The 22970-nt window shown below is 64.0% G+C and carries 18 protein-coding genes; 7 read left to right on the forward strand and 11 right to left on the reverse strand.

Features of this window, described 5'->3' with window-relative positions; all coding sequences use genetic code 11:
* The 6 genes from ACGYK4_RS15175 to ACGYK4_RS15200 all read right to left on the reverse strand — a co-directional run bounded on the left by ACGYK4_RS15175 (position 1) and on the right by ACGYK4_RS15200 (position 5900).
* Entirely contained in the window at positions 1-1224 is a 1224-nt protein-coding gene (locus tag ACGYK4_RS15175; protein WP_394457243.1) for an NAD(P)/FAD-dependent oxidoreductase, read from the reverse strand.
* Positions 1224-1946, reverse strand: coding sequence for an amino acid ABC transporter ATP-binding protein (locus tag ACGYK4_RS15180; protein ID WP_394457246.1), 723 nt, complete (start codon positions 1944-1946; stop codon positions 1224-1226). The genes ACGYK4_RS15175 and ACGYK4_RS15180 overlap by 1 nt, the downstream gene beginning before the upstream one ends.
* Positions 1939-2592 carry an amino acid ABC transporter permease gene (locus ACGYK4_RS15185; protein WP_394457248.1) on the reverse strand — a complete coding sequence of 218 codons (654 nt, stop codon included), beginning with the start codon at positions 2590-2592 and terminating at the stop codon, positions 1939-1941. Before ACGYK4_RS15185 ends, ACGYK4_RS15180 begins: the two co-directional genes overlap by 8 nt.
* 13 nt (positions 2593-2605) lie before the next feature.
* Entirely contained in the window at positions 2606-3271 is a 666-nt protein-coding gene (locus tag ACGYK4_RS15190) for an amino acid ABC transporter permease (RefSeq protein WP_067260891.1), read from the reverse strand.
* A 59-nt stretch (positions 3272-3330) separates the two neighbouring features.
* Positions 3331-4137 carry a transporter substrate-binding domain-containing protein gene (locus tag ACGYK4_RS15195; RefSeq protein WP_394457250.1) on the reverse strand — a complete coding sequence of 269 codons (807 nt, stop codon included), beginning with the start codon at positions 4135-4137 and terminating at the stop codon, positions 3331-3333.
* Positions 4138-4382: 245 nt separating this feature from the next.
* Complete coding sequence (locus ACGYK4_RS15200; RefSeq protein ID WP_394457252.1) at positions 4383-5900, reverse strand: aldehyde dehydrogenase (NADP(+)); 1518 nt, start codon at positions 5898-5900, stop codon at positions 4383-4385.
* A 105-nt stretch (positions 5901-6005) separates the two neighbouring features.
* On the opposite strand from ACGYK4_RS15200, the gene ACGYK4_RS15205 reads away from it, so the two are divergent.
* The 5 genes from ACGYK4_RS15205 to ACGYK4_RS15225 all read left to right on the forward strand — a co-directional run bounded on the left by ACGYK4_RS15205 (position 6006) and on the right by ACGYK4_RS15225 (position 12120).
* A complete protein-coding gene (locus ACGYK4_RS15205) occupies positions 6006-7034 on the forward strand; it encodes an Ldh family oxidoreductase (RefSeq protein ID WP_394457254.1) in 1029 nt (342 codons plus the stop codon).
* A 398-nt stretch (positions 7035-7432) separates the two neighbouring features.
* A complete protein-coding gene (locus tag ACGYK4_RS15210; RefSeq protein ID WP_394457353.1) occupies positions 7433-8932 on the forward strand; it encodes a glucan biosynthesis protein in 1500 nt (499 codons plus the stop codon).
* Complete coding sequence (locus ACGYK4_RS15215) at positions 8929-9099, forward strand: hypothetical protein (protein ID WP_394400963.1); 171 nt, start codon at positions 8929-8931, stop codon at positions 9097-9099. Before ACGYK4_RS15210 ends, ACGYK4_RS15215 begins: the two co-directional genes overlap by 4 nt.
* A gap of 5 nt (positions 9100-9104) precedes the next feature.
* Entirely contained in the window at positions 9105-10910 is a 1806-nt protein-coding gene (mdoH, locus tag ACGYK4_RS15220) for a glucans biosynthesis glucosyltransferase MdoH (RefSeq protein ID WP_394457255.1), read from the forward strand.
* Positions 10897-12120 carry an OpgC family protein gene (locus tag ACGYK4_RS15225; RefSeq protein ID WP_394431289.1) on the forward strand — a complete coding sequence of 408 codons (1224 nt, stop codon included), beginning with the start codon at positions 10897-10899 and terminating at the stop codon, positions 12118-12120. The genes mdoH and ACGYK4_RS15225 overlap by 14 nt, the downstream gene beginning before the upstream one ends.
* Before the next feature lie 15 nt (positions 12121-12135).
* On the opposite strand, the gene ACGYK4_RS15230 is transcribed toward ACGYK4_RS15225, so the two are convergent.
* From ACGYK4_RS15230 to ACGYK4_RS15240, 3 genes are all read right to left on the reverse strand, one after another.
* Positions 12136-13695 carry a phospholipase D-like domain-containing protein gene (locus ACGYK4_RS15230; protein WP_394457256.1) on the reverse strand — a complete coding sequence of 520 codons (1560 nt, stop codon included), beginning with the start codon at positions 13693-13695 and terminating at the stop codon, positions 12136-12138.
* 84 nt (positions 13696-13779) lie between these two features.
* Positions 13780-16899, reverse strand: coding sequence for an efflux RND transporter permease subunit (locus ACGYK4_RS15235; RefSeq protein ID WP_394457257.1), 3120 nt, complete (start codon positions 16897-16899; stop codon positions 13780-13782).
* Complete coding sequence (locus tag ACGYK4_RS15240; RefSeq protein ID WP_394457258.1) at positions 16896-18005, reverse strand: efflux RND transporter periplasmic adaptor subunit; 1110 nt, start codon at positions 18003-18005, stop codon at positions 16896-16898. The genes ACGYK4_RS15235 and ACGYK4_RS15240 overlap by 4 nt, the downstream gene beginning before the upstream one ends.
* A gap of 291 nt (positions 18006-18296) precedes the next feature.
* Between ACGYK4_RS15240 and ACGYK4_RS15245 the strand changes: the two genes are divergently transcribed.
* A complete protein-coding gene (locus tag ACGYK4_RS15245) occupies positions 18297-19517 on the forward strand; it encodes an MFS transporter (RefSeq protein ID WP_271694035.1) in 1221 nt (406 codons plus the stop codon).
* A 6-nt stretch (positions 19518-19523) separates the two neighbouring features.
* Here ACGYK4_RS15245 and ACGYK4_RS15250 read toward each other — a convergent pair whose 3' ends face one another.
* On the reverse strand, positions 19524-21587 hold the full coding sequence (locus tag ACGYK4_RS15250) for an NAD(+) synthase (RefSeq protein WP_394457259.1): 2064 nt from the start codon (positions 21585-21587) through the stop codon (positions 19524-19526).
* Positions 21584-22087: a CinA family protein gene (locus tag ACGYK4_RS15255; RefSeq protein ID WP_394457260.1), complete on the reverse strand. Its 504-nt coding sequence runs from the start codon at positions 22085-22087 to the stop codon at positions 21584-21586. The genes ACGYK4_RS15250 and ACGYK4_RS15255 overlap by 4 nt, the downstream gene beginning before the upstream one ends.
* A gap of 135 nt (positions 22088-22222) precedes the next feature.
* Between ACGYK4_RS15255 and ACGYK4_RS15260 the strand changes: the two genes are divergently transcribed.
* Entirely contained in the window at positions 22223-22852 is a 630-nt protein-coding gene (locus ACGYK4_RS15260; RefSeq protein WP_394431276.1) for a glutathione S-transferase family protein, read from the forward strand.
* Positions 22853-22970 lie beyond the last annotated feature (118 nt).

Consider the following 22970-nt stretch of genomic DNA (forward strand, 5'->3'; position numbering starts at 1 on the left):
CTAGAAACGGGCGGGAGAGAAGGGGGTCAGGTCGATGCCGGGGTCTTGGCCGGTCATCAGATCCGCGATGATGGCGGCGGTGCCTGCCGATTGGGTGAGGCCAAGATGCCCGTGGCCAAAGGCGCAGAACACATCCGGACGGCTTGGCAGCGCGCCGATGGCGGGCAGGCTGTCGGGCAGTGAGGGCCGAAAACCCATCCATTGCGTGCCGCCGGAGGTGTCGAGCCCCGGCAGAAAGCGCTTGGCCTTTTTCAGCATCGCATCGGCCCGGGCAAAGTTCGGCGGCAGGTCGAGCCCGCCGAGTTCCACCGCCCCGCCGACGCGCAGCCCATGGCCCACCTTGCTGATGACAAAGCCATGGCCGCCGAAAGTGATTTGGCGCTTCAGGTCGAAGGCCACGGCGGGCAGGGTCGTGTTATAGCCGCGCTCGGTCTCCAACGGGACTTTCACGCCAGCGGTCCGCGCGAGGTGATGCGAATGCGCGCCCGCGGCCAGCGCCACGCGGCCCGGCATCAGGCCAGCGGCGGTCTCAACCCCGCCCGCGACGAGACGTTCGGCGCGGGTGATGGTGATCTCCCCGCCCCCGGCCCGGAAGCGTTCGGCCATCGCCAGCACATAGTCGCGCGGGTCCGAGATCGATTGCCATTCCGGGGTGAAGGTTGCATGGGTGAAAGAGGGCGCAAGACCGGGCTGATAGGCCGCAATCTCATCGCCCTTGAGATGGGTGAAAGCGATCCCCGCCTCTTCGCGGGCCTGCCATCCGGGGAGGGAGGCTCGGAACTCGGCCTCGCTCTCATAGACCTGTAACTGCCCGTCATGGCGCAGCATATGGGCCAGACCGCTCAGCTCCAGATGCGGGTCGAGCGCGGCCTGCGAGAGTTTCATCAGCGCCGTCTGCGCCACGGTCGAGGCCCGCACCTGCGCGGGCCAGCTTGCTTTCCAGAAACGCCACATCCACGGGGCGATCCGCCCGGCATAGCGCGGCGGCACCGACAGCGGACCCAGCGGATCAAGCAGCCATTTCGGCGCCTGCCGGATCATCCGGGGCGAGGCGAGCGGCAGGATCTCGGTAAAAGCAAAAGCGCCCGCGTTGCCCGCCGAGGCGCCCGCCGCCGGGCCTTCACGGTCGATCACCCGCACGGGCAGCCCGCGCGCCTGAAGTGCCAGCGCGATGGACAGGCCCAACACGCCCGCGCCGACGACCGTCACCGGGGTTTGGTTCATTACCGCACGCTCGACAGGAATTGACGGGTTTCTTCTTGCTGCGGATCGCCAAAAATCTGATCCGGCGCGCCGATCTCGGCCATGACGCCCTTGTGAAAGAAGGCCACACGGTCCGACACATCGCGTGCGAAACTCATCTCATGGGTGACACAGATCATCGTCATCCCTTCATCTGCCAGCAATTTGAGCGTGTCCAGCACCTCGCCCACCAGTTGCGGGTCGAGGGCCGAGGTCACCTCGTCAAAGAGAATGTAGTCGGGCGACATCGCCAATGCACGCGCAATCGCCATCCGTTGCTGCTGCCCGCCCGACAGGCGGCTAGGGTAAACATCGAGCTTATCGGCCAGACCGACATGCGAAAGCTGCTGCACCGCAATCTCTTCGGCCTCCTTGCGGGCGATGCCTTTGACCTTGCGCGGGGCCAGCGTGACGTTTTCCAGCACCGTCAAATGCGGAAAGGCGTTGAACTGCTGGAACACGATGCCGATCTTGCGGCGCAGCTTGTTCAGGTCGGTGTCGCGGGCGTGAACCTCGGTTCCGTCGACGACGATGCGGCCACTGTCGATCGGCTCCAACCCGTTGATGCAGGTCAGCAGCGTCGATTTGCCCGAACCCGAGCCGCCGATTACCGAGACGACTTCGCCCTTTTCTACGGTCAGGTCGATGCCCTTGAGCACCTGAAGCGCACCAAAGGATTTGTGGACGTTTTCAATCTCAATCATTTTCTTGCCACCTTTTTTCCAAGCGGCTGCCAAGCCGGGCAATGGGGAAACTGAGCGCGAAGTAGATCGCGCCGGTCACGAGCAGGATGAACATCGGCTCTTGCAGGCGTGTCACCAGAATTTGCGAGGCGCGCAGCAATTCGATGATGCCAAGCCACATCACCAGCGCGCTGTCTTTCATCACGCCGAGCGTCAGGCCGATCCAACTGGGCAGGCCAACCCGCAGCGCCATGGGAAAGACGATCTGCGTAAGATCCTGCCCCCATGTCATGCCGAGCGAGCGCGCCGCACGGCGGGTGACCGAAGGCACCGCCTCGATCGCGCCGCGCACGATCTCGGTGCAATAGGCCGAGGTATAAAGCGCCAGCACGATGCAGGAGGTCACGAAGGGCGAAATCCCCCAGCCCGCGATGGCCTGAAAGGCGTTGGCGAGGATCAATTGGATCAGCAGCGGAACCGAGCGGAAGATATCCAGCACGAAGGTCAGCGGCAGCGCCGCCCATGGGTTGATCTGGCTGCGCAGCACCCCGAAGAACACCCCCAGCAGCGTGCCGCCCACCACCGCGAAGGCGGTGACCGAAAGCGTCACCCCTGCGCCTTTGAGCATGAACAACAGGTCGTTGAAGGTCAGAGCCGTATCAAACATCTATTCTCTTCCTTCAGTAGCGAAACAGGCGGGCCGCAAGCAGCCGTGCGCCAAGCATCACGGTCTTGGCGATCACGTAGTAGATCACCGCCGCCAATGCGAAGAATTCAAAGGTTCGGAAGCTGCGCGCGTTGAGGTCTTGCGTCACCCCGGCGAGATCCGAATTCAGCCCCACCGTGACCCCCAGAGAGGTCATCAAGATCGCCCAGATCATCTGGTTCGTCGTCGGCAGGAACGAGATGCGGAACATCTGCGGCAGGATGATCAAGCGAAACGCCTTGGCCTGTCCCATGCCCAGTGACCGCCCGGCGCGCAGCTGCGTGCCCGGAATGGCGCGCATTGCGCCGCGGAACGTCTCGCAAAGGTAGCCCGCGTTGTTAAACGCGATCCCGGCCAGCAGCGCGGCGTAGGGGCTGAGATAGATCCCGAAAGACCCAAGCCCGAAATGCGCCATGTAAATCTGAAACAGCGCCGGCGTGTTGCGCGCCACTTCGACCCATGCGGTCGCAGGCGCCCGCAGCCAAGCCGATTTGGCATCTCGGCCCACGGCCAGCAGCACGGCGATGGCAATGCCGATGAGCATCGACAGGATCGATATTTGCAGCGTGACCAGCGCGCCTTCCAGCATCTCTGGTAAGGCGCGAAAAGCCTGTCGCCATTGAAAGGTATAGTTGCCCATCTCTTGCTCCGATCAGCGGTTATCGGCAGGGGGGCCGCAGGTCGCGGCCCCCGCATTCATCAGCGATAGGCTTTGGCGATGGTCAGGTCCGGCGCCTCGCCGCCGACCCATTTGTCGAACAGTTCCTGATAACGGCCCGAGCGCACCTGCTGGTTCACGAAGAGGTCGAGATAGTTCAGCAGACCGTATTCCTGACGCAGGCCGATCAGACCGACATAGTCCACGTCAAACGGCGCATCGCCCGCGATGGTCAAACCGTCGAACTTGCCGCTCGCCACGATGGAGGCGGCCACGGTGGAGGTCACGACCGTCGCATCGATCTGGCCTTGGGCCAGCGACAGGAAGACGTCCGCTTGGCTCTGGTAGGAACGGAAGCTGCCTTCGTCCCATGCGTCGACCTGCTCTTCCAGCGCGATGGCTTCGAAAGTGCCCGCGACGGAGCCCACGGTCTTGCCCTTGAGGCTCTCAAAACTGTCGACGCCCGCGTCTTCGCGGGTCAGCACGACGTTGGTGAAGGCGAAATAGGGCACCGAGAAGCCGACGGTCTTGGCGCGCTCCAGCGTGTCGGAGGTGGAGGCGACACCCACATCCGCGCGGCCCGAGACGAGGGCGGGAATACGGTCGGGGAAGGGCGTCTCCACAATCTCGGCTTCGACGCCAAGGGCGGCGGCCAGATCGTTGCAATAGTCCACGTCGAAGCCGACGGGCGTGTTGCTGTCATCGCGCGAGCCCATGGGCGGGAAGTCCAGCACCACGGCGCAGCGCAGCGTGCCCGAAGAAATGATGTCGTCCAGTTTGTCGGCCTGAGCGGCGGTGCCGATCACGGTCGCAGCCACGAGGCTCCCGGCGAGTTGCGTGAATTTCATAGGTATCTCCCTCTTGGGTTGGTCGCCCCCGACTCTCTCTGGACGGGGTGCGGGGTGGTATGAAGGAACAATGTCTTCATTAAAAATACAATATGTATTTTTGACTTTTACCGGCATGTCGACATATTTTTGATACATTCCGGTCTGGCCAGCATGGTCGCGAAAGAGCAGCCGGTTGGGCGGCTCCCCCACGGCGTAACAAATGCGAAAAGCCGGGCGCGCGGCCCGGCTTTTGCGATCTCAGATTATTCCGCCGCGTCTTCCGGCAGCAGCGCCTCGGGCAGGTTCTGATAGGACACCGGCCGCAAGAAACGGCGGATCGACAGGGTGCCCACGCTGGTCGCGCCGAAGTTGGTGCTGGCCGGATATGGCCCGCCATGCACCATGGAATCCACCACCTCGACCCCTGTCGGGAAACCGTTGGCCAGCAGGCGACCCGCCTTGCGCTCTAGCACCGGCATGAGGTCGCGCGCCGCGTCGACATCCGCGTCATCCATATGCAGGGTGATGGTCAATTGCCCGTCCAACTCAAGAGCCAGCGCGCGCATCTCTTCCAGCGAAGAGACCCGCACCACCAATCCGAGAGGGCCAAAGACCTCTTCGTGCAGCGCCGGATTGGCCTTGAACTCTTCGCCCGTGGTTTCGAACAAGGCCGGCGCGGCGGTGCGGCCTTCGCTGTCGGCTAGATGCACCTGGCGCAGGCTTGGCGCGGATTTGAACTTGTCCCGCCCTGCGCAATAGGCCTCGGCGATACCGTCCGTCAGCATGACCTGCGGCGCCACGTCTTGCAGCGCCGTGGCCGCGGTTTGCACGAAGGCATCGGCGCCCGCACCGTCGATCACCACGGCGATGCCGGGATTGGTGCAGAACTGGCCCGCGCCCATGGTCAGCGATGCCGCCCAGCCCTTGCCAAGCTCCTCGGCCCGTGCCGCCATCGCGGCGGGCAGCATGAACATCGGATTGACCGAGCCCAACTCGCCGAAGAAGGGGATCGGCTCTGGCCGCGCGGCGCAGAGATCGAACAGCGCCCGCCCCCCGGCGAGCGAGCCGGTGAAGCCCACGGCCTTGATCCGCGGATGCTGCACCACGGCCTGCCCCACGGCGCGGTTGCCGCCTTGGATCAGCGAGAAGACCCCGCGCGGCATGCCGCAGCTTTCAACCGCCGCATGGATCGCTTCGGCCACGATCTCTCCGGTGCCGGGATGGGCGGAGTGGCCTTTGACCACGACCGGGCAGCCCGCCGCCAGCGCCGCTGCGGTGTCACCGCCCGCCACGGAGAAGGCTAGCGGGAAGTTCGACGCGCCAAAGACGGCCACGGGGCCGATGGGGCGCTGCACCATGGTGATCGCGGGCCGTGGGGCGGGCTGGCGTTCGGGCATGGCGGCATCGAAGCGGCGGTCGAGGTAGTCGCCCTGTTCGATATGCGCCGCGAACAGGCGGAGTTGGCCCACGGTTCGGCCCCGCTCCCCTTCCAGCCGCGCTTCGGGCAGACCGCTTTCTTGGCTGCCGATCTCGGTGATCTCGGCCCCGCGGGCGTCGATCTCATCGGCGATGGCGTTTAGGAATTTGGCGCGGGTCGCGCGGCTGGAATAGCCATAGTCCCAAAACGCTGCTTCGGCGGCTTCGCAGGCTTGGTCGACCAGTTCCACCGTGCCGACCGAGAAGTCATGCGCCGGCCCATGGGCAGGGCTAGAGCTAAAGCGGTCATCCGTGGCGATCCATTCGCCAGCGATCAGGTGTTTGCCATGGGGGGTAAAGGCCATCGTCTATCCTTTCATGCGGGCCGCGGCCCGGTGTCAGCTTGCGTCTCTCCACATCTGCATACATGATGTATGCATGATTGCAACCCAAGCCCTGCGAGGATCCAGATGGCCGACACAACCCTCTCCCACGATGACCTGACCGCGATGGTCGTTCGGATTTTCCAAGGCGCGGGCCTGTCGCCCCTGAATGCCGCCGCCCTCGCGCGGGTGATTGTCGCGGGCGAAGGCGATGCCTGTAAATCCCACGGCATCTACCGGATCGAAGGCTGCCTGCGCACGATCAAGGCGGGCAAGGTGGTGCCCGACGCGGTGCCACGGGTGCATCATGACGACAGCGCCGTGGTGCGCGTGAACGCGGGCGGCGGGTTCTCCAACGCCGCCTTCGAAGCAGGCGCACCGGTGCTGGCCGAGCGTTGCCGCACCACCGGGATCGCCGCCATGGTGATCAACGATTGCACCCATTTCGCCGCGCTCTGGCCCGAGATCGAGGCGCTGACCGAGATGGGCCTTGCAGCCATGGCCATGTGCCCCAGCTATGCCAGCGTCGCCCCTTCTGGCGGAACCGACCCCTTGATGGGGACCAACCCTTTCGCCTTTGGCTGGCCCCGGGAAGGGGGCGACCCTTACGTTTTCGATTTCGCCACCAGCGTCGCCGCGCGGGGGGAGATCGAATTGCACCGCCGCGCGGGCACGCCCCTGCCCGAAGGCTGGGCCATCGCCCCCGATGGCAGCCCGACGACCGACCCCGAAGCCGCCCTCGCCGGGGCTATGCTGCCCTTCGGCGGTCACAAGGGATCGGCCATCTCGACCATGATCGAATTGCTTGCCGGGGTGATGATCGGTGACCTGACCAGCCCTGAAGCGCGCGATGCCTTGGGCTCGCTCACCCTTGCGCCCGCGCATGGCGAATTGATCATCGCCTTCGACCCCAAAACGTTTGCCGCAGGCCGCCCCGGCGACCCCTTCGCGCGGGCGGAAACCCTCTTTGACGCGATCACCGGCCAAGGGGCGCGGTTGCCCTCGCAGCGCCGCTTCAAGGCGCGTGCCGAGACGCGGGCCAAGGGGATTCCCCTGACGGATGCCGAGATGCGCAGCCTTGAGCGTTTGCTGGCCGAAGGGCTCGACGCCGTCTGACCCCCTCCGCGCGCCACCCTCCCGCGGGGGGGGGCGTGCGATCCCACCCAAACCCGCTTTAAATCGCCGCAAAATCTTGCCGCCACCGCAAGGCGATTGTCACAAAAAAGCGGCGATCCTACGGAAATCAAGGCGAAATTTTGTGCAGCCCCCGCCGCGCAGCAGGCGGATCGGCGGTTTTCCGCGCTGCCCTGCGGCAATCCGCTGATAGTTGCAATATCAAGTTTCCAGCCTCCGCAAAAAGATTAGATAGGGAAAAAATTGCACACTCTTAACGTGTCTTCCGAGGTATTGTTTTGCCGAATTTCCCGACTGCACGACCGATTGAACAGCGGCCCGAAACCCTAGAACGCCGCCAGTTCCTCACCCTCTCCGCCGCGTCCTTTGCCGCCGCGCTCATGCCGCGGCACAGCGCGGCCCAGGAGGTGCCCGCCGCCTCCTTCACCTTCGACGGGCTGGTCGAAGATATGCGGCGATTGGCCCAGACCTCCTATATGGCCCCGAAGCCTGTCGAAGGTTTCCTTGCCGATCTGGATTACGACGCCTACCAACGCATCCGGTTCCGGCCCGAGCAGGCCCGCTGGCAGGAAAAGGGCGTGGCCTTCAGGCTGCACGCTTTCCACCCCGGCTGGCTGTTCAAGGAAGCGGTAAAAATCAACGAGGTCCGGGGCAACGCGGTGGAACCGATGGGCTTTACCACCGCCGATTTTGAGTATGACGACGAAGAACTCGCCAAGTCGATCCCGCCCAATGCCGAGATGCCGGGCGTCGCCGGTTTCCGCCTGCACACCCCGCTTAACCGGGCCGATATTTTCGATGAATTGATCGTCTTCCAAGGGGCGAGCTATTTCCGCGCCTTGGGCAAGGACACGCTCTATGGGCTGAGCGCGCGGGGCTTGGCCGTGAACACCGGCCTGCCGGAAGGTGAGGAATTCCCCCGCTTCAGCGAGGTTTGGCTGCGCCGCCCCGAACCGGGTGACGATAGCGCCACGATCTATGCCGCGCTCGACAGCCCTTCGGTGACCGGGGCCTATCAATTCGTGATCACACCGGGCGAAGACACCACCGTCGAAGTCACCATGCGGCTCTTCCTGCGCGAAGACATCAAACAGCTTGGCATCGCGCCGCTGACCTCGATGTTTTTGCACAATGGCGCGGACAAGGGCAATTTCGACGACTTCCGCCCCGCGGTGCATGACAGCGAAGTCTTGGTGCTGAACACAGGCAAGGATACCACCCTCTGCCGCCCGCTGAACAATCCGCCGCGTTTGGCGAGTTCCTATTTCGGGGCGCAGAGCCCGCGGTCTTTCGGGCTGGCGCAGCGCAACCGGGACTTTGAGCATTACCTCGACGCGCAGGCCCATTACGAACGCCGCCCCTCGCTGATGATCGAACCCATGGGCGACTGGGGCAAAGGCACACTGCGGCTGGTTGAGATACCTTCGGATCTGGAAGGCAATGACAACATCGTGGCCTATTGGATCCCCGAAGGGGAGACCCGCGCGGGCGATGAACTGGCCTACGGCTACCGCATGCACTGGGGGATGACCCCGCCGGGCGCGACGCCGCAGACCCTTGGCCGCGTGGTACGGCTGCGCTCGGGCCATGGCGGGGTGGCGGGTGTTGAGGCAGACACCGAGACCCGCAAATTCGTCATCGACTTCGCAGGCGGACAGCTCAGCGATATGCCGAGCGACGCCGAGCTTGAACCCGTCACCAGCGCACAAAACGGCGAAATCGTTGAGGCGATTTTAAGCCGGGTGGATGGCAGGGACGAATGGCGGCTGGTGCTGGAACTGCGCGCCGAGCCTGACGCCATCGTCGAAATCAAGGCAGTTCTATCGGGATATGACCGCAATCTGACAGAGACATGGGTGTACCAATGGATCAACGCATGACCCTTCAAGACGCGACGACCCCCACTTCCGCAATGGCTGGCGAGGCCGAGAACTGGATGCCGCCCGCCGCCCCGCTTGCGATGCCACGGCAGAGCTTGGAACGGCGCGGCCATCTGGCCGGGCTGGCCGACCTTGCGCGGGAATTTCTGCTGCGGCGTAAGGCCTGAGCACCATGACACCCCAGCACAGGCAGATCGCGGCGGATGGCCCGACCCGTTTTGCACGGGCGGTCGCCCTGCTGTTGTCGCTCGGCTCCGCAGCCCTTGCCGCGACCCTTTTGGCCGAGGCTGCGGCGCGGGATGGGTTCAGCGGCTGGGACGGCCTCCGTGCCCTGCTCGTTTTCGCCACCACCGCTTGGTTGGCTTGGGGCGCGTCGCTGGCGTTGATCGGGCTTTTCGGCGGCAGATCGACGCCGCCCCGCCCCGCGCTTGAGGCACCGCAGCCGCGCACGGTGATCGCGGTGCCCATCTGCAACGAAGACCCGCTTACCACCTTCGCCCGCATCGCCGCGATTGACCGCTCTGTCGCCCGGGCCGGGGTTACGGCGGATTTCGTCGTTCTGTCGGACACCCGCGATGACGCGCTGGCCGGGAAAGAGCAATTCACCTTCGCCCGCCTGCTGCGCGAAACCGAGGGGCAGGGGCGCATCTTCTACCGCAGGCGGCAGGACAATGCGGGCCGCAAGGCGGGCAATATCGAAGAATTCATTCGCAGCTACGGCGGGGCCTACGACTTTGCCGTGATCCTTGACGCCGACAGTCTGATGGAGGGCGAGACGATCCGCGCAATGATCGCGCGGATGCAGGCCGATCCGCAGCTGGGGCTCTTGCAAACCCTGCCCAAGATCATCGGCGCGCGGTCTTTCTTTGGCCGCGCCTTGCAGTTCGCCTCGTGGTTCCACGGGCCGATCTTCACCCGTGGCCTTGCCCGCATGCAAGGGGCGACGGGGCCGTTCTGGGGCCATAACGCGATCATTCGTGTGCGCGCCTTTGCCGAAAGCTGTGGCCTGCCCGAACTCTCCGGCCCGCCCCCCTTGGGTGGGCATATCCTGAGCCACGATTATGTCGAGGCGGCCTTGCTCGCCCGCGCCGGTTGGAAGGTCGAGGTGGATGAGACCTTGGGCGGCTCCTTTGAGGAGGGGCCGGAAAACGTCCTCTCCTTCGCGCGGCGCGAGCGGCGCTGGTGCCAAGGCAACCTGCAACATGCGCGGCTGATCTTTGCGCCCGGCTTGGCGGGGTGGAGCCGCTTCGTCTTTTTGCAGAATGTGACCGCCTATGTGGTCTCGCTTCTCTGGGCGGCCTTTCTGATCACCTCAGCGATCAGCACGCTCTACGCGCCGCCGCCGGAATATTTCCCCGGCCCCTATCAGCTTTTCCCCGTCTTCCCCGATACCAGCGCGCGCGAGATCACGCTGCTGGCTTTGGGCGTGCTGGGGCTGTTGGTGGTGCCAAAACTGCTGATCCTGATCCATGCGCTTCTGACCGACCGCGCGCGCGACTTTGGCCGCGCTTTGCGGATGGCGCTCTCGGTGCTGACCGAGATCGTGCTGACCACGCTTCTGGCCCCCCTGATGCTGCTCTACCACAGTCGCGCAGTGTTGCAGGTCCTCTCGGGCCAAGACGGCGGCTGGCCCGCCAACCAACGAAACGAGGGCCAATTGAGCTTGGCCGATGGCTGGACGGCGGGCCGGTGGATCGTGTTCATCGGGGCGGTGATCCTCGCGGCGGTACAATGGGTCGCGCCCGATCTGACCGTCTGGCTGCTGCCCGTGGCGGTCCCGATGCTGCTGGCGCCGCTGCTCATCTCCTGGACCTCCCGCCCCCTGCCCCGCAGGCTTTTCGCCGTGCCCGAGGATGCCGCGCCGCGCGATGTCGTCGCGGAATACGACAGCATCTGCGATGTTTGGCGGCTGACGTGGAATGACGAACATCTGATGCCAGAACCTAAAGCGGCGGATCTGCCCCATGCCACCGCCTAACACCGGGCTATCGCCCGCCGCACGGGCTGCCGGCGCGGCTCCCAAATCCGCCCGCGATCCGCGCATCGACCTGTTTCGCGGGCTGGCGCTGGTGATGATCTTTATCAACCACGTCCCGGGCAACCCCTATGAGGCCCTGACCATCCGCAACCTCGGTTTCGCCGACGCGGCGGAGGCGTTCTTCCTCATGTCCGGCATCGCTGCAGGCTTGGCCTATACGCCGCGTTTTATCGCGCGAGGCAGGGTGCGCCACGGCCTCTGGCGTGCCATCGCGCCCCTGTGGAAACGGGCGTGGTCGCTTTACGTGGTGCAACTCCTGCTCTCAGCAGTGGCCTTGGGCATCTTCGCCGCTGCCTTCCAGATCACCACAGAGGCCGCCTTCCTGACCAAGATCAACATGCGGCAGGTCTTCCAAAACCCCACCCAAAGCGTGATCGGCATTCCGCTTTTGACGCATCAGTTCGGCTATGTGAACATTCTGCCCGCCTATTCCGTCCTGCTGGTCTGCGCCCCGGCGGCGATCATGCTAGGGCTGCGCTGGCCGCGCCTGCTTCTCGTGCTGTCGCTGGTGCTTTGGCTGCTGACCGGGGTCTTCCGGCTGAACCTGCCGAACTACCCCAACCCAGGCGGCTGGTTCTTCAACCCCTTCGCATGGCAAGCGATCTTTGTCTGCGGGCTGCTGGTGGGTCTGAGCCAGCGGCAGGGCTACCGTTTTTTCCCGAACTCGCCAGCGCTGTTCTGGCTGTCCGTCGCCATCCTGCTGGGCGTCTTCGCATGGCGCTATGTGCCGGGTTTGGGCCGTTTCCTGAACCTGCAAATGCATCATTTGAGAGAGGCCGGGGTGCCCTTCAACATCACTTCGCACGACAAGACCTATCTCTCTGCCCCGCGTTTCATTCACATTCTGTCCTTGGGGTATTTCCTGTCACAGTTGCAGACCGTCACCCGCCTCTCGGCCCATGCCGTGGCCAGCCCCGTCCGGCTGATCGGTCGGCATGGTCTGCTGGTCTTTGCCAGCGGCACCGTTCTGGCGCTGATCTGTCAGGTTGCGATGATGGCGCGGCCAGAGGCGCAGTGGATGCCGTGGGTTCTGCCTGTTGTCGGAACGGCGGCGCTCTATGGGGTAGCCTGGGTTGCAGAGACCTCGCGGCAGGTGCTTGCCGCACCGGCTGAACCCGCACCCGTCTCGCTTAAAGCCCCAACCGTCTAAGCCGCCCCCTAGCCTTTACGAACGCCGGTCGTCGCCACGCCCCCATTTGCGCCAAGCCAGCCATGCAAGCCCCAGCCCGCCCGCGATCAGCGCCATGTGACGTGGGCGGATGCCGCGCCCGGTGGTCGTGGCCTCCCCCGGATGGTAGCGCGGGTCGAGCAGGCGGGTATCTGCAAGAAAACCACCGACAACAGTCTCGCTGCCCCGGAACACCGCCCGCAGGCCACGGCCCTTCTTGCGGTTGAGGGTTTCAATGGTCCCGATCATCGACTTCTTCTCTGCCATCACCTCGGCCACACGTTCGAGCGGCAGGCCGAGGTGTTCGGCAATCAAGCGGGTTCTGAACCCTTCAATCACCTCTGCGGGGTGTTCGATCGCGACATCGCATTCGGTATCAAACCCCATGGAACGGTTGTTAAGGTTGCTGGAACCGAGGCGCAAAAGATGATCGTCGATAATCATGATCTTCGCATGAACATAGATCGGCTCCCCCTCCTCGGTGACGGGGAAATAGATGCGAAAGCGGTTTTGGTGATCGGCGCGTTTCAGCTCTTCCACAAGCCGCTCACGCAGCACATGCATGGCGTCATCTTCCAACTGGGATTCCGCATCGCGCGGGTTGATGATGACGACCTCCGGCCCATCCTCTTCGGCCAAACGCGCCTTGAGCGCATCACAGACCGAGGCGGCAGCGAGGTACTGCGATTCAATATAAATATAGTCACGCGCCGATTGGATCCCTGCGATATAGAGCCGTTCGATCTCATTGATCAGTGGCTCTTCGTCAAACGGCGGCTCCGTCCGGGCGATGCCCACATCGACGTTTTCGGCATCAATCGGCAGGTCTTCGGGCCATTCGGACATGGGCGCATCCTCAGGGCGCGCAATCTCATCCCCCGTGGCGCGGAACCAACGCCGGCGCGAAAGCTCACCCAAGGCGGCGGCGGCGGGGCCTGACATGGCCGAAGTCGCGTCATGCCAAGGGTCGGAGGGTGTGCCATCCTTGCGCAGGCGGCGCGGGTCGTGCGGCAGATGGTCGGGCGTGTCCCACCGGTCTTCGGTCGCGTCGATCCCGCCGCAAAAGGCCAGAGCATCGTCGGCCACGACGATCTTTTGGTGGTGGCAGGCGCCGAAGGGGTGGTGGCCGTCCAAGGCAAAGTGAATCCGGTCGCCACCGAATAGGCCGAGCGCTAACGAGGGCACCAATCGCCCCGGCGCGGCCAGCACGGCGCCGTTCCATTTGAGCAGATAGACATTCAGTTCCGGCCTCCGCTCCACCACCGCCTCGACAAAAGCGCCAAGTTGGTTGGGATAGCCGTCCGGCGCATTGCCGTCTTCGTCACTTTCGCCGGGCAGCATCTCAAGCTCGAAATCGAAATCCCAGCCGATCAGCATCAACTGCTGCCGCGCTCCGAGGAAGATCTCGCGCAGGACCCGGAAATAATCCGCCGCATCGACAATAAGGCCAAACCGCTCGGCCCGGGCGACGCGCCATGTCGTCTTGTCATTGAACAGGCTTTGGCCGTTGGCCGCTTGCGCGTGGTTCGTCTTAGCCAGTTCCAAATCGCCCTGCACGTTTTGTCCCTCTCTCTTCGATCCTACAGGGCTAAACGCCCATTCCCGCGCGAAGTTGCATCGATGCGTAAATATCGGGCAGGCTCAGACCGGTTGCGCCTGAGACAGCTCGGCCTGAAGCCGGGCTTCTTCGGCGGCTTTGGGCGTGGTGAACCGCGCCAGCAGGAAATAGGCGACAGGGGTGAGATAGAGGGTCGAGAGCGTGGCCATGCCCAGCCCCCCGACGATCACCCAGCCAAGCGCCTCGCGCGCCTCGGCCCCCGCACCCGCCGAGAGGATCAACGGCACGCCGCCCAAGACGGTAGAGGTCATCGTCATCATCACCGGACGCAGGCGGATGGTGGAAGCGCCAAAGATCGCCGCGTGGATATCCGCCCCCTGATCGCGCAATTGGTTGGCAAATTCGACGATCAAAATCCCGTTCTTGGCCATGATCCCGATCAACATGACCAGACCGATCTGACTGTAGACATTGAGGCTCTGCCCCGTCATCAGCAGCGCGAAGATCGCGCAGGCCAGCCCCAAGGGCACCGTGGCCATCACCACGATGGCAGAGATAAAGCTTTCGAACTGCGCGGCGAGGACAAGGAAAACCACGAGGATCGCAAAGCCGAAAGTCACGAAAAGCCCTGAACTGGTTTGATCCAACGCGGCGGCCTCGGCCAGCGGCACGATCAGGTTTTCATCGTCCAACACCTCTTGCCCGACCGCGCGCACCTGTTCCAATGCATCGCCCAGCGACAGGCCCGGCGTCAGCCCGGCGGAAATCTCGACCGAGCGGTTCTGGCCCTCCCGGTCCAACTCGGGCGCAACGGCGCGTTCTTCGAGGGTCACAAAACTGGCCAGCGAAATCATCTGCCCGTTGCCCGATTGGACAAAGACGTTCTCAAGGTCGCGCGGATCGTTCACCGGGTCCGAGGTCGACAGCATCTGCACGCCATAGCTGGTGTCGTCGATAAAGACCGACGCCACCTCGCGCCCGTCGAGCATGGCTTGCAAAGCCTGCCCCAGTCCGGTGATATCGACGCCGAGATCAGCGGCCAGCGTCCGGTCGATCTGCACGAAAAGCTGCGGCTGCGTGCGTTCATACTCCAGCCGCACCTGCCCCATCGCGGGGTTCGTGCTCAGCCGGTCCACCATCGCCTGCGCGACTTGCGACAATTGCTCGTAATTGTTGCCTGTGATGGCGAATGACAGGCCGCGCCCTGCGCCGCGAATGCCGAGGGAGTTCGGCTGGATCGCAAAGGCCCGCACGCCCACGATGCCGCGCAGCTTGCCGTTGATCTCGCCCACAATCTCATCTTGGCTGCGCGCGCGGTCTTCCCATCCGGCGAGCGTGAACACCATGAAACCCCGATTGTCCGCGCCAAACCCGGTAATGGAGAAGATATTCGTCGCCTCTCCGGCGTCTTGCAGCGGGGTAATCAGGTCTTCGATCTCACGCATCTTGCTTTGGGTATAATCAAGCGAGACGCCCTGCGGGGCCGAGACGCTGAGCAGCGCCACGGCGCGATCTTCGCGCGGGGTCAGCTCTTGCCGGATCTCGCCCGAGACCAGCACCGCCGTCAGCGCGACGAAGGCCGCGATCAGCACCACGACATAGGGCATCGCCAGCGCCCATCTAAGCGTCGCCGCATAGGCGCGGTACAGCAGGTTGCCAAGCCACACGACAGGGCCGCGCGGGTTCTCTGCCGCGGGTTTGGTCAACAAGCGGCTCGCCAAGACCGGGCAAAGGCTGAGCGCCACGACCGAGGACAGCATCACCGCGATGGCGAGGGTGAAACCAAACTCCCGAAACAGCCCGCCCGCCTGTCCGGGCAGGAACGACAGCGGGATAAAGACCGCCGCCAGCGTGGCCGTGGTGGTGACGACCGCAAAGAAGACCTGCGAGGTGCCCAGCACCGCCGCCGCGCGCGGCCCCATGCCCGCCGCCCGTTGGCGCACGATATTCTCGAGCACCACAATCGCGTCATCCACGACCATCCCGGTGGCCAGAACCAGCGCCAGAAGGGTCAAGATATTGATCGAAAAGCCCACCAGATAGATCGCCGCCAAAGTGCCGATCAGCGCCACGGGCAGGGTCAGCGCCGGGATTAGCGTGGCGCGGAAATCGCGTAGGAAGACAAAGATTACCGCCACCACGATGCCCACAGCAAAGGCCAGCGTCGAAAGCACCTCGCGGATCGAGCCTGAGATAAAGGTCGCATCGTCCGAGGTCACGAAAATGCGCACGTCCTCGGGCAGGGTCTCGTTCAATTCCCCCACCGCGGCGCGCACATCGCGCGAGATCTCCAGCGTGTTCGACGTGGCCTGCCGGATGATACCGATGCCCAGACCCAATTGCCCATTGGCGCGCAGGATCGTCTCACCTTCGGCGGGGCCGAGCGTGACGCTGGCGACATCGCCGAGCCGGACGTTCTGCTTGATCTCCATCGCCTCGAACGCCTGTGTGGTGACGACGCTGGCCGTGGTGCGCACGTTGATCGACTGACGGTCGCCCGCTAGATCACCCGCGGGCGCGTCATAGGCCACATCGGCCAAGGCGCGCTGGATGTCGCCCAAGGTCAGGCCCCGGCTGGCCAGTTCCAACTGGTCGATATCGACGCGGAAAAACGGCTCGCGGTCGCCGTAGACCTGCAAATCCGCCACACCGTTGACCGAGATCAGCCGGTCTTCGACCCGGTCTTGCACCAGTTTGGTCAGCTCCTCCGGCGAGCGGCCCATGGAGGTCACGGCGATGCGCATGACCGGTTGGGCATTGGCATCGGCCTTGACGATCTGCGGCTGGTCGGCCCCTTCGGGCAATTGGTTCACGATCCGCGCCACTGCATCGCGCACATCGGTCGCGGCCACGTCGATATCGGTGCTGTCGTTGAACTCCAAGGTGACCCGGCTGCGCCCGAAGCGCGAGTTCGATGAGATCGCCCGCACGCCCGAGACCCGGCCCACGGCCCCTTCGATCCGCCCCGTAAGCTCCTGATCGACGGATTCCGGGGAAGCGCCCGAGAAGGTCGTGGTGACCGTGACCACGGGCCGGTCGACATTGGGCAGTTCGCGGACCTCCGCGCCAAAAAGCGCGGCGATGCCCGCCAGCACGATCAGCGCGTTGAGCACGAAGGCGAGGATCGGGCGGCGCACAAAAAGCGCGGTGCCCGAAGCGGTGCTCGCGGGCGGCGTGGCGTCCTCGGTCGGGGCGGCGCTCATAGGGTTGTCTTCTCAGCCGGAGCGGCATCTGATTGCACGCTGCCCGCGCGATTGACCTCACGCACCTCGCCGCCTTCGCGCAGGGTTTGCACGCCTTCGGTCACCACCACATCATCGGCGGTCAGATCATCCGACAGGACGAGCACCGAATTGCTGTTGCGCTGTGCGATCTCGACCGCGACTTGATGCGCCTTGCCCTCCCGTACCGTCCAGACAAACGGCCCGTCCGAAGACCATTGCACTGCCAGCGGCGGGATCGCCAGAAACGGATCGCCCACAAAGGTCAGGCTGACCGAAAAGGCCATGCCCGCGCGCAGCTGGTCGCCTTCGTTCGGCACGCGGCCCTGCACCAGAAGCGTGCGGCTGGCACGGTCGATCACGCTGTCGATGGCGCTGACTTCGCCCGTCAGGGTCAAATCGCGCATGCCGAGCGGGGTGACGGTGATTTCCTTGCCCAAGGAGAGCTTGCTCACCACCCGCTCAGGCACGCGGAAATCAATCAGGATCTCGCTGCGGTCGGTGATGGTGGCGAGTTGATCCTGCGCATTGACGCGGTCGCCTTCTTCGATATCGGTGATCCCCACCCAGCCTGAGATCGGCGCGAGGATGCGGCGTTGCGACAGATCGAACTGCGCTTGGCTGAGCGCAAGCTCGGCGCTTTGCAGGGCCAATTCCGTCTCGCGCAAGCGCACTTCGCTGACCGCGCCGGTGTTTTGCAGCCGCTCCACGCGGTCTTGCTCGGTCTGGGCGTTTTCAAGCTGCAATTCGGCTTGCTTCAGGGCGATCTGCTCGGCCTCATTCTCCAACAGGGCCACAACTGTGCCCGCCTCGATCAACTGCCCGGCGGGCAGGTTGAGATCAGTGATGACCCCTACGGCGTTAGAGCGCAATGTGACGGAGCGGCGCGCGCGCCCGTCGCCGATGGCGGTGATCCGATCGGCCAAAGTCTCTTCGCTGACCGCGGCGGTGACGACCAGCGACGGCCCGCCGCCGCCCCAACCCCGGCCAGAGCCCTGTGGCGCCTCCGCGACCTCCTCGATCCCCAGAAGATCGAGCAAACCGGTCTCCGCCACATAGGGGCGGGAGGCGGGGACATAGGTTAACATCGCGTAAAGACCCGCAACGAGAACCAGCAGAAATACGAAAAATTGGCGCAGGGCTTTCACGGGGGATGCGCTTTCAAAATATGTTACGAGGCGCATAATTGAGCATCGGCCCCAAAAAGGCACGTCAATTCTGCTTGATCACTGGCTGGGCATTCCCCGAAGGGGCCGCTGGCTGCTAGCACTATGGCGCGGAAGCCTGCCGGGTGGAAGGGCAATGGGGTTGATTACTAGAAATTCCGTTTCCGCCGCACATATTCTGGCCCTAGCCGGATCAAAGACCAAGGGGACATCATGCGCGCGACGGTTCTACCACTGGCGACACTGCTACTGGGCTTTTCGCTTTTGCAGATGAGCAACGGGTTGCAGGGCACGCTTTTGGCCGTGCGCGCGGGGCTCGAAGGGTTTGGCGGGGCGACCACCGGCCTCATCATGTCGGGATTTTTCGCGGGGCTGAGCGTGGGCTCCTTCGTGGCACCCCGGCTGATCAGCGGGGTAGGCCATATCCGAACCTTTGCCGCACTCGCCTCTGTCGCCTCCGCCGCGGCGCTGATGCATTTGGCTTTCATCGACCCGTGGGTCTGGATCGCGGTGCGCTGCCTCACCGGTTTTGCCTTTGCCGGGTTGATCATCGTGACGGAAAGCTGGCTCAACGCCTCTGTCAGTTCCGCGCAACGGGGCAAATTGCTCGCGGTCTACGGCATGGTCGGCATGGCCTCAGGCGCGGCGGGGCAGTTCCTGCTGAACCTCGGGGATCCGGCTGAGTTCATCCTCTTCGTGCTTGTCTCCATCGTGATGTCGCTGTCGCTGGTGCCAATTTCGCTTAGCCGTGTAGAGGGGCCGCGCTCAGAAGGCGCGCAGGAGCCGCCATCGCTGCGCCGGCTGTGGGGGCTGTCGCCCTACGGCGCGGTCAGCGCGGGGCTGGTCGGTGCCTCTATCGGGACGTTCTACGGGCTGGCACCGCTCTTCGCGCAGGAGATGGGCTATACCCAATCACGCATCGCCCTGCTGATCGCGGCCTTCACCATCGGCGGGCTGATGCTGCAATTCCCGTTGGGCTGGGTTTCCGACCGGATGAGCCGCCGGGGCTTGGGCGTCGGACTGGCTGTGGCGGGCGGTGCTTTGATGATGCTGACCCTGCCGATCCCCGCGCCTTCGGGGTCGATGCTGCTGGTGCTGGGCTTTGCCATTGGCGGGCTAGTCTTGCCTGCGCAATCCATCGTCATCGCCCATGTCAACGACCGCGCCCCCGGCTCGGCGGTGGTGGCCGTCTCGGGTGGGCTGGTGCTGATGCAGGGGATTGGTGCCGCGATCGGGCCTTTGCTGGCGGGCGTGCTGCTGGATACGCTGGGGCCGCGTGGCCTGCCGCTGGCGCTTGGCGGTTTTCAGTTGACCATCGTGGCATGGGGGCTGCTGCGCATGACCCTGCGCAGCGATCCCGAAACCCAAGAGCGCCACGCGGCGCCGCCGCTGACCCCCAACTTTGTCGAAGGCGAGCTGAGCCGCGAGGAATAGCGCGGCTTAGCTCTGGGGCCAGCTCTCCGGCACGTTGCTGCGCAGCTCTTCCAGCCACGGGGTGGCGACAGAATCCGACGGCGCGCGCCAGTCCCCGCGCGGCGACAATGCCCCCCCGGCGCTGACCTTAGGCCCATTCGGCAGAGCCGAGCGTTTGAACTGGCTGGTGGCAAAGAAGCGATGCAGGAATTTTTCGAGCCAGTGGCGGATGGTCTCCAGATCATAGGCGTTGCGTTTGCCCTGCGGAAAGCCCTCGGGCCAGCGCCCCGCCTCGACATCATGCCAAGCGTGCCAGGCCAGAAAGGCCACTTTTGACGGGGCGAGCCCGTAGCGCATGGTGTGGAAGAGGAAGAAGTCGTTCAGCTCATAGGGGCCGATCATCGACTCGGTGCTTTGAATCTCTTCATCTTCGCCCGCAGGCACCAGTTCGGGCGAGATTTCAGTGTCCAGAATGGCTTGCAACACCTTGTCCGTCTCAGCGTCGAACTGGCCCGAACTGGTGGCCCAACGGATGAGATATTGGATCAGCGTTTTCGGGACGCCGGTGTTCACCGCATAGTGGCTCATCTGGTCGCCAACGCCATAGGTGCACCAGCCAAGCGCCAATTCGCTCAGATCGCCGGTGCCGATGACAAAGCCCTGCCGCTGGTTGGCGAGCCGGAAGAGGTAATCGGTGCGCAGCCCGGCTTGGACGTTTTCAAAGGTGATGTCATAGACCGGCTCCCCGTCCGAGAAGTGGTGATCCATATCCTCAAGCATCTGGCGCGCGGCGGGGCGAATGTCGATCTCATCCGCGGTGATCCCCATGGCCTGCATCAATTTCCACGCGTTGGATTTGGTGCCCTCGGAGGTGGCGAAGCCGGGCATGGTAAAGCCGAGGATCCGGTCGCGCGGAATGCCCATACGGTCACAGGCTTTTGCCGCCACGATCAGCGCATGGGTCGAATCCAACCCGCCGGAAATGCCGATGACCATGGTCTTGCCCTTGGTCGCCTCAAAGCGGCGACGCAGCCCTTCGACCTGAATGTTGAACGCCTCGTAGCAGTCTTGGTCAAGATGGCTTTCGCGGTTCGGCACATAGGGGAAACGACGCACGGGGCGGATCAGCCCGGCGTTCTCGTGATGCGGCTGATGGGCAAAGGTCACCCGGCGGAATTCCGGCGCCCGGTGCCGCGCGGCATCATGGAAACTGCCCGTCCGCATCCGCTCGGACTGGATACGCCCGCAATCCACATCGGCGATGGTCAGCTCCGGCTCCAGCGGGAAACGGGTGGATTCGGCCAGGAGATCGCCCAACTCATGGATCATCCCCTGCCCGTCCCACGCCAGATCGGTCGTGCTCTCCCCCGGCCCGGCGGCGGAGTACACATAGGCCGCGAAGGCGCGCATGGATTGCGACCGGCACAGCAGGTGACGGTCAGAGGATTTGCCGATCACGATGTTGGACGCCGAGAGATTGGCGAGGATCAAGGCGCCCCCGAGCGCGGCATCCGCCGAGGGCGGCGCCGGCGTCCAGAGGTCTTCGCAAATCTCGGCATGGAAAATCAGACCGGGCAGATCCGTCGCCTCGAAAATCAGGTCATCGCCAAAGGGCACTCGCCGGCCCGCGACAGTGATCTCTCCGTCGGTGTCACGGCCATGGGCAAACCAGCGTTTCTCATAGAACTCGCGGTAATTGGGCAGGTAGGATTTCGGCACCACGCCGAGCACTTGCCCGCGTGAAATGGCGATGGCGCAATTGTAAAGCCGCCCCTCACGGCGCAGTGGCGCGCCGAGCAGGATCACGGGGGTCATCTCGGCGCTGGCCTCAATGAGGTCGCCAAGCGCCTCTTCCACCGCCGTCAGCAGCGCATCCTGCATGTGCAGATCGTCAATGGCATAGGACGAGAGCGACAGTTCGGGGCAAACCAGCAAATCCACCCGCGCCGCATCGGCCCGACGCATTTCGTCCAACAGGCTGTCGCGGTTGAAGGCCACATCAGCGGGCCGCACATGCGGCGTGCAGGTCGCCACCCGGACAAAACCATGACGGTGGTAGGCGGTAAAGGCGGCGGCTTGGCTCTTGCTCACGTCAGGCTCTCCTCCAACATATCCAAAATCGTTTCAAGGCAACGCTGCCGGATCGCATCCCGGCCAATGGCACCAAAGGACTCGGCCCGATGAACCGTGTTACACCCCTCGCGTGCAAGCGCAAAATGTACAAGCCCCTCTTCATCCTTGGCGCTGCCCGGCCCGGCAAACCCGGTGGTCGAGACGGCAATCTGCGCACCGGAACGGTCCTGCGCGCCTTCGGCCATGGCAATCGCCACGGGGCGCGAAACCGCGCCGCAGCGGTCCAAAAGCGCCCGGTCAACGCCCAACAGCTCATGCTTGGATTGATCCGTATAGGTGACGAAACCCCGCTCGAACGCGTGTGAGCACCCTTCGATATCCGTGAGCAGCGCGGCGACCAGCCCGCCGGTGCAGCTTTCCGCCGTGGCGATGTGAATGTCGCGGTCGCAAAGCACTTCCAGAACGGATTTCGCGCGATCTGCGATGTCGGGCTGCGCTAGGGGGTCACTGTTCTGCATCTTCGCTCCGCAAATTGGTGCCTTGTTAAGCAAAACCCCCGCAGGCGGCTGTGGTTCCTTACGTTGACCCGCCGCAAACCGCCTGCTTAACATTGCAAGAAACCGAAACGCACCTCTGCATAAGGGACCGAAGCGATGATTGATTTCTACACATGGACCACCCCCAACGGCCGCAAAGTCTCGATCCTGCTCGAAGAATTGGGGATCGACTACAATGTGCACGCCATCAACATCGGCAAGGATGAACAGCACGCGCCCGAGTTTCTAAAGATCAGCCCCAACAATAAAATCCCCGCCATCGTGGACCATGACACTGGGGTGAGCCTGATGGAATCCGGCGCGATCATGGTCTACCTCGCCGAGAAACATGGCCGCTTCCTGCCCGAGGGGCAGGCCGCGCGGGCCGAGGTGATGCAATGGTTGATGTGGCAGATGGGCGGCTTTGGCCCCATGGCCGGGCAGGCGCATCACTTCTTGCATTTCAACCCCGGCAAGGCCGCCTATGCCGAAGAGCGTTTCGGGGCCGAGGTCAAACGGCTTTACGGCGTGCTCGACAAACAGCTTGAGGGGCGGGACCACATCTGCGGCGAATATTCCATCGCGGATATGGCCTGCTGGCCTTGGGTCTCGCGCTATGAATGGCAGCAGATCGACCTTGCCGACTATCCCAATGTGCGTGCGTGGTATCAGCGCCTCCGCGCGCGGGACGCGGTGCAAAAGGGCTACCATGTGCCCAAGGTGATGGGCGAGATTCCCGAGGGCTGACATCCGCCCCCGCCGCGGCTGCAACGTAGGCGGGAACCAAAAGACAAGTTGAACGGTTGCACTTCCAAAGGCAGTGCTGCCGTCCGCGCAGGCTGCCCGTTTTATGAATGGGGGCTAA

Origin of the sequence: Sulfitobacter sp. 1A13368 (assembly GCF_043557275.1) — a bacterium.
In the GTDB taxonomy this organism is placed as follows: Bacteria; Pseudomonadota; Alphaproteobacteria; order Rhodobacterales; family Rhodobacteraceae; genus Sulfitobacter; species Sulfitobacter faviae.

Excerpts from the sequence above, each read along its gene's own strand:
- ACGYK4_RS15190 (WP_067260891.1), bottom strand. The coding sequence starts at position 3,271 with ATGGGCAACTATACCTTTCAATGGCGACAGGCTTTTCGCGCCTTACCA.
- ACGYK4_RS15225 (WP_394431289.1), top strand. The coding sequence starts at position 10,897 with ATGCCACCGCCTAACACCGGGCTATCGCCCGCCGCACGGGCTGCCGGC.
- ACGYK4_RS15200 (WP_394457252.1), bottom strand. The coding sequence starts at position 5,900 with ATGGCCTTTACCCCCCATGGCAAACACCTGATCGCTGGCGAATGGATC.
- ACGYK4_RS15195 (WP_394457250.1), bottom strand. The coding sequence starts at position 4,137 with ATGAAATTCACGCAACTCGCCGGGAGCCTCGTGGCTGCGACCGTGATC.
- ACGYK4_RS15235 (WP_394457257.1), bottom strand. The coding sequence starts at position 16,899 with ATGAGCGCCGCCCCGACCGAGGACGCCACGCCGCCCGCGAGCACCGCT.
- ACGYK4_RS15240 (WP_394457258.1), bottom strand. The coding sequence starts at position 18,005 with ATGTTAACCTATGTCCCCGCCTCCCGCCCCTATGTGGCGGAGACCGGT.
- ACGYK4_RS15255 (WP_394457260.1), bottom strand. The coding sequence starts at position 22,087 with ATGCAGAACAGTGACCCCCTAGCGCAGCCCGACATCGCAGATCGCGCG.
- mdoH (WP_394457255.1), top strand. The coding sequence starts at position 9,105 with ATGACACCCCAGCACAGGCAGATCGCGGCGGATGGCCCGACCCGTTTT.
- ACGYK4_RS15180 (WP_394457246.1), bottom strand. The coding sequence starts at position 1,946 with ATGATTGAGATTGAAAACGTCCACAAATCCTTTGGTGCGCTTCAGGTG.
- ACGYK4_RS15175 (WP_394457243.1), bottom strand. The coding sequence starts at position 1,224 with ATGAACCAAACCCCGGTGACGGTCGTCGGCGCGGGCGTGTTGGGCCTG.
- ACGYK4_RS15185 (WP_394457248.1), bottom strand. The coding sequence starts at position 2,592 with ATGTTTGATACGGCTCTGACCTTCAACGACCTGTTGTTCATGCTCAAA.
- ACGYK4_RS15245 (WP_271694035.1), top strand. The coding sequence starts at position 18,297 with ATGCGCGCGACGGTTCTACCACTGGCGACACTGCTACTGGGCTTTTCG.
- ACGYK4_RS15215 (WP_394400963.1), top strand. The coding sequence starts at position 8,929 with ATGACCCTTCAAGACGCGACGACCCCCACTTCCGCAATGGCTGGCGAG.
- ACGYK4_RS15205 (WP_394457254.1), top strand. The coding sequence starts at position 6,006 with ATGGCCGACACAACCCTCTCCCACGATGACCTGACCGCGATGGTCGTT.
- ACGYK4_RS15210 (WP_394457353.1), top strand. The coding sequence starts at position 7,433 with ATGCCGCGGCACAGCGCGGCCCAGGAGGTGCCCGCCGCCTCCTTCACC.
- ACGYK4_RS15260 (WP_394431276.1), top strand. The coding sequence starts at position 22,223 with ATGATTGATTTCTACACATGGACCACCCCCAACGGCCGCAAAGTCTCG.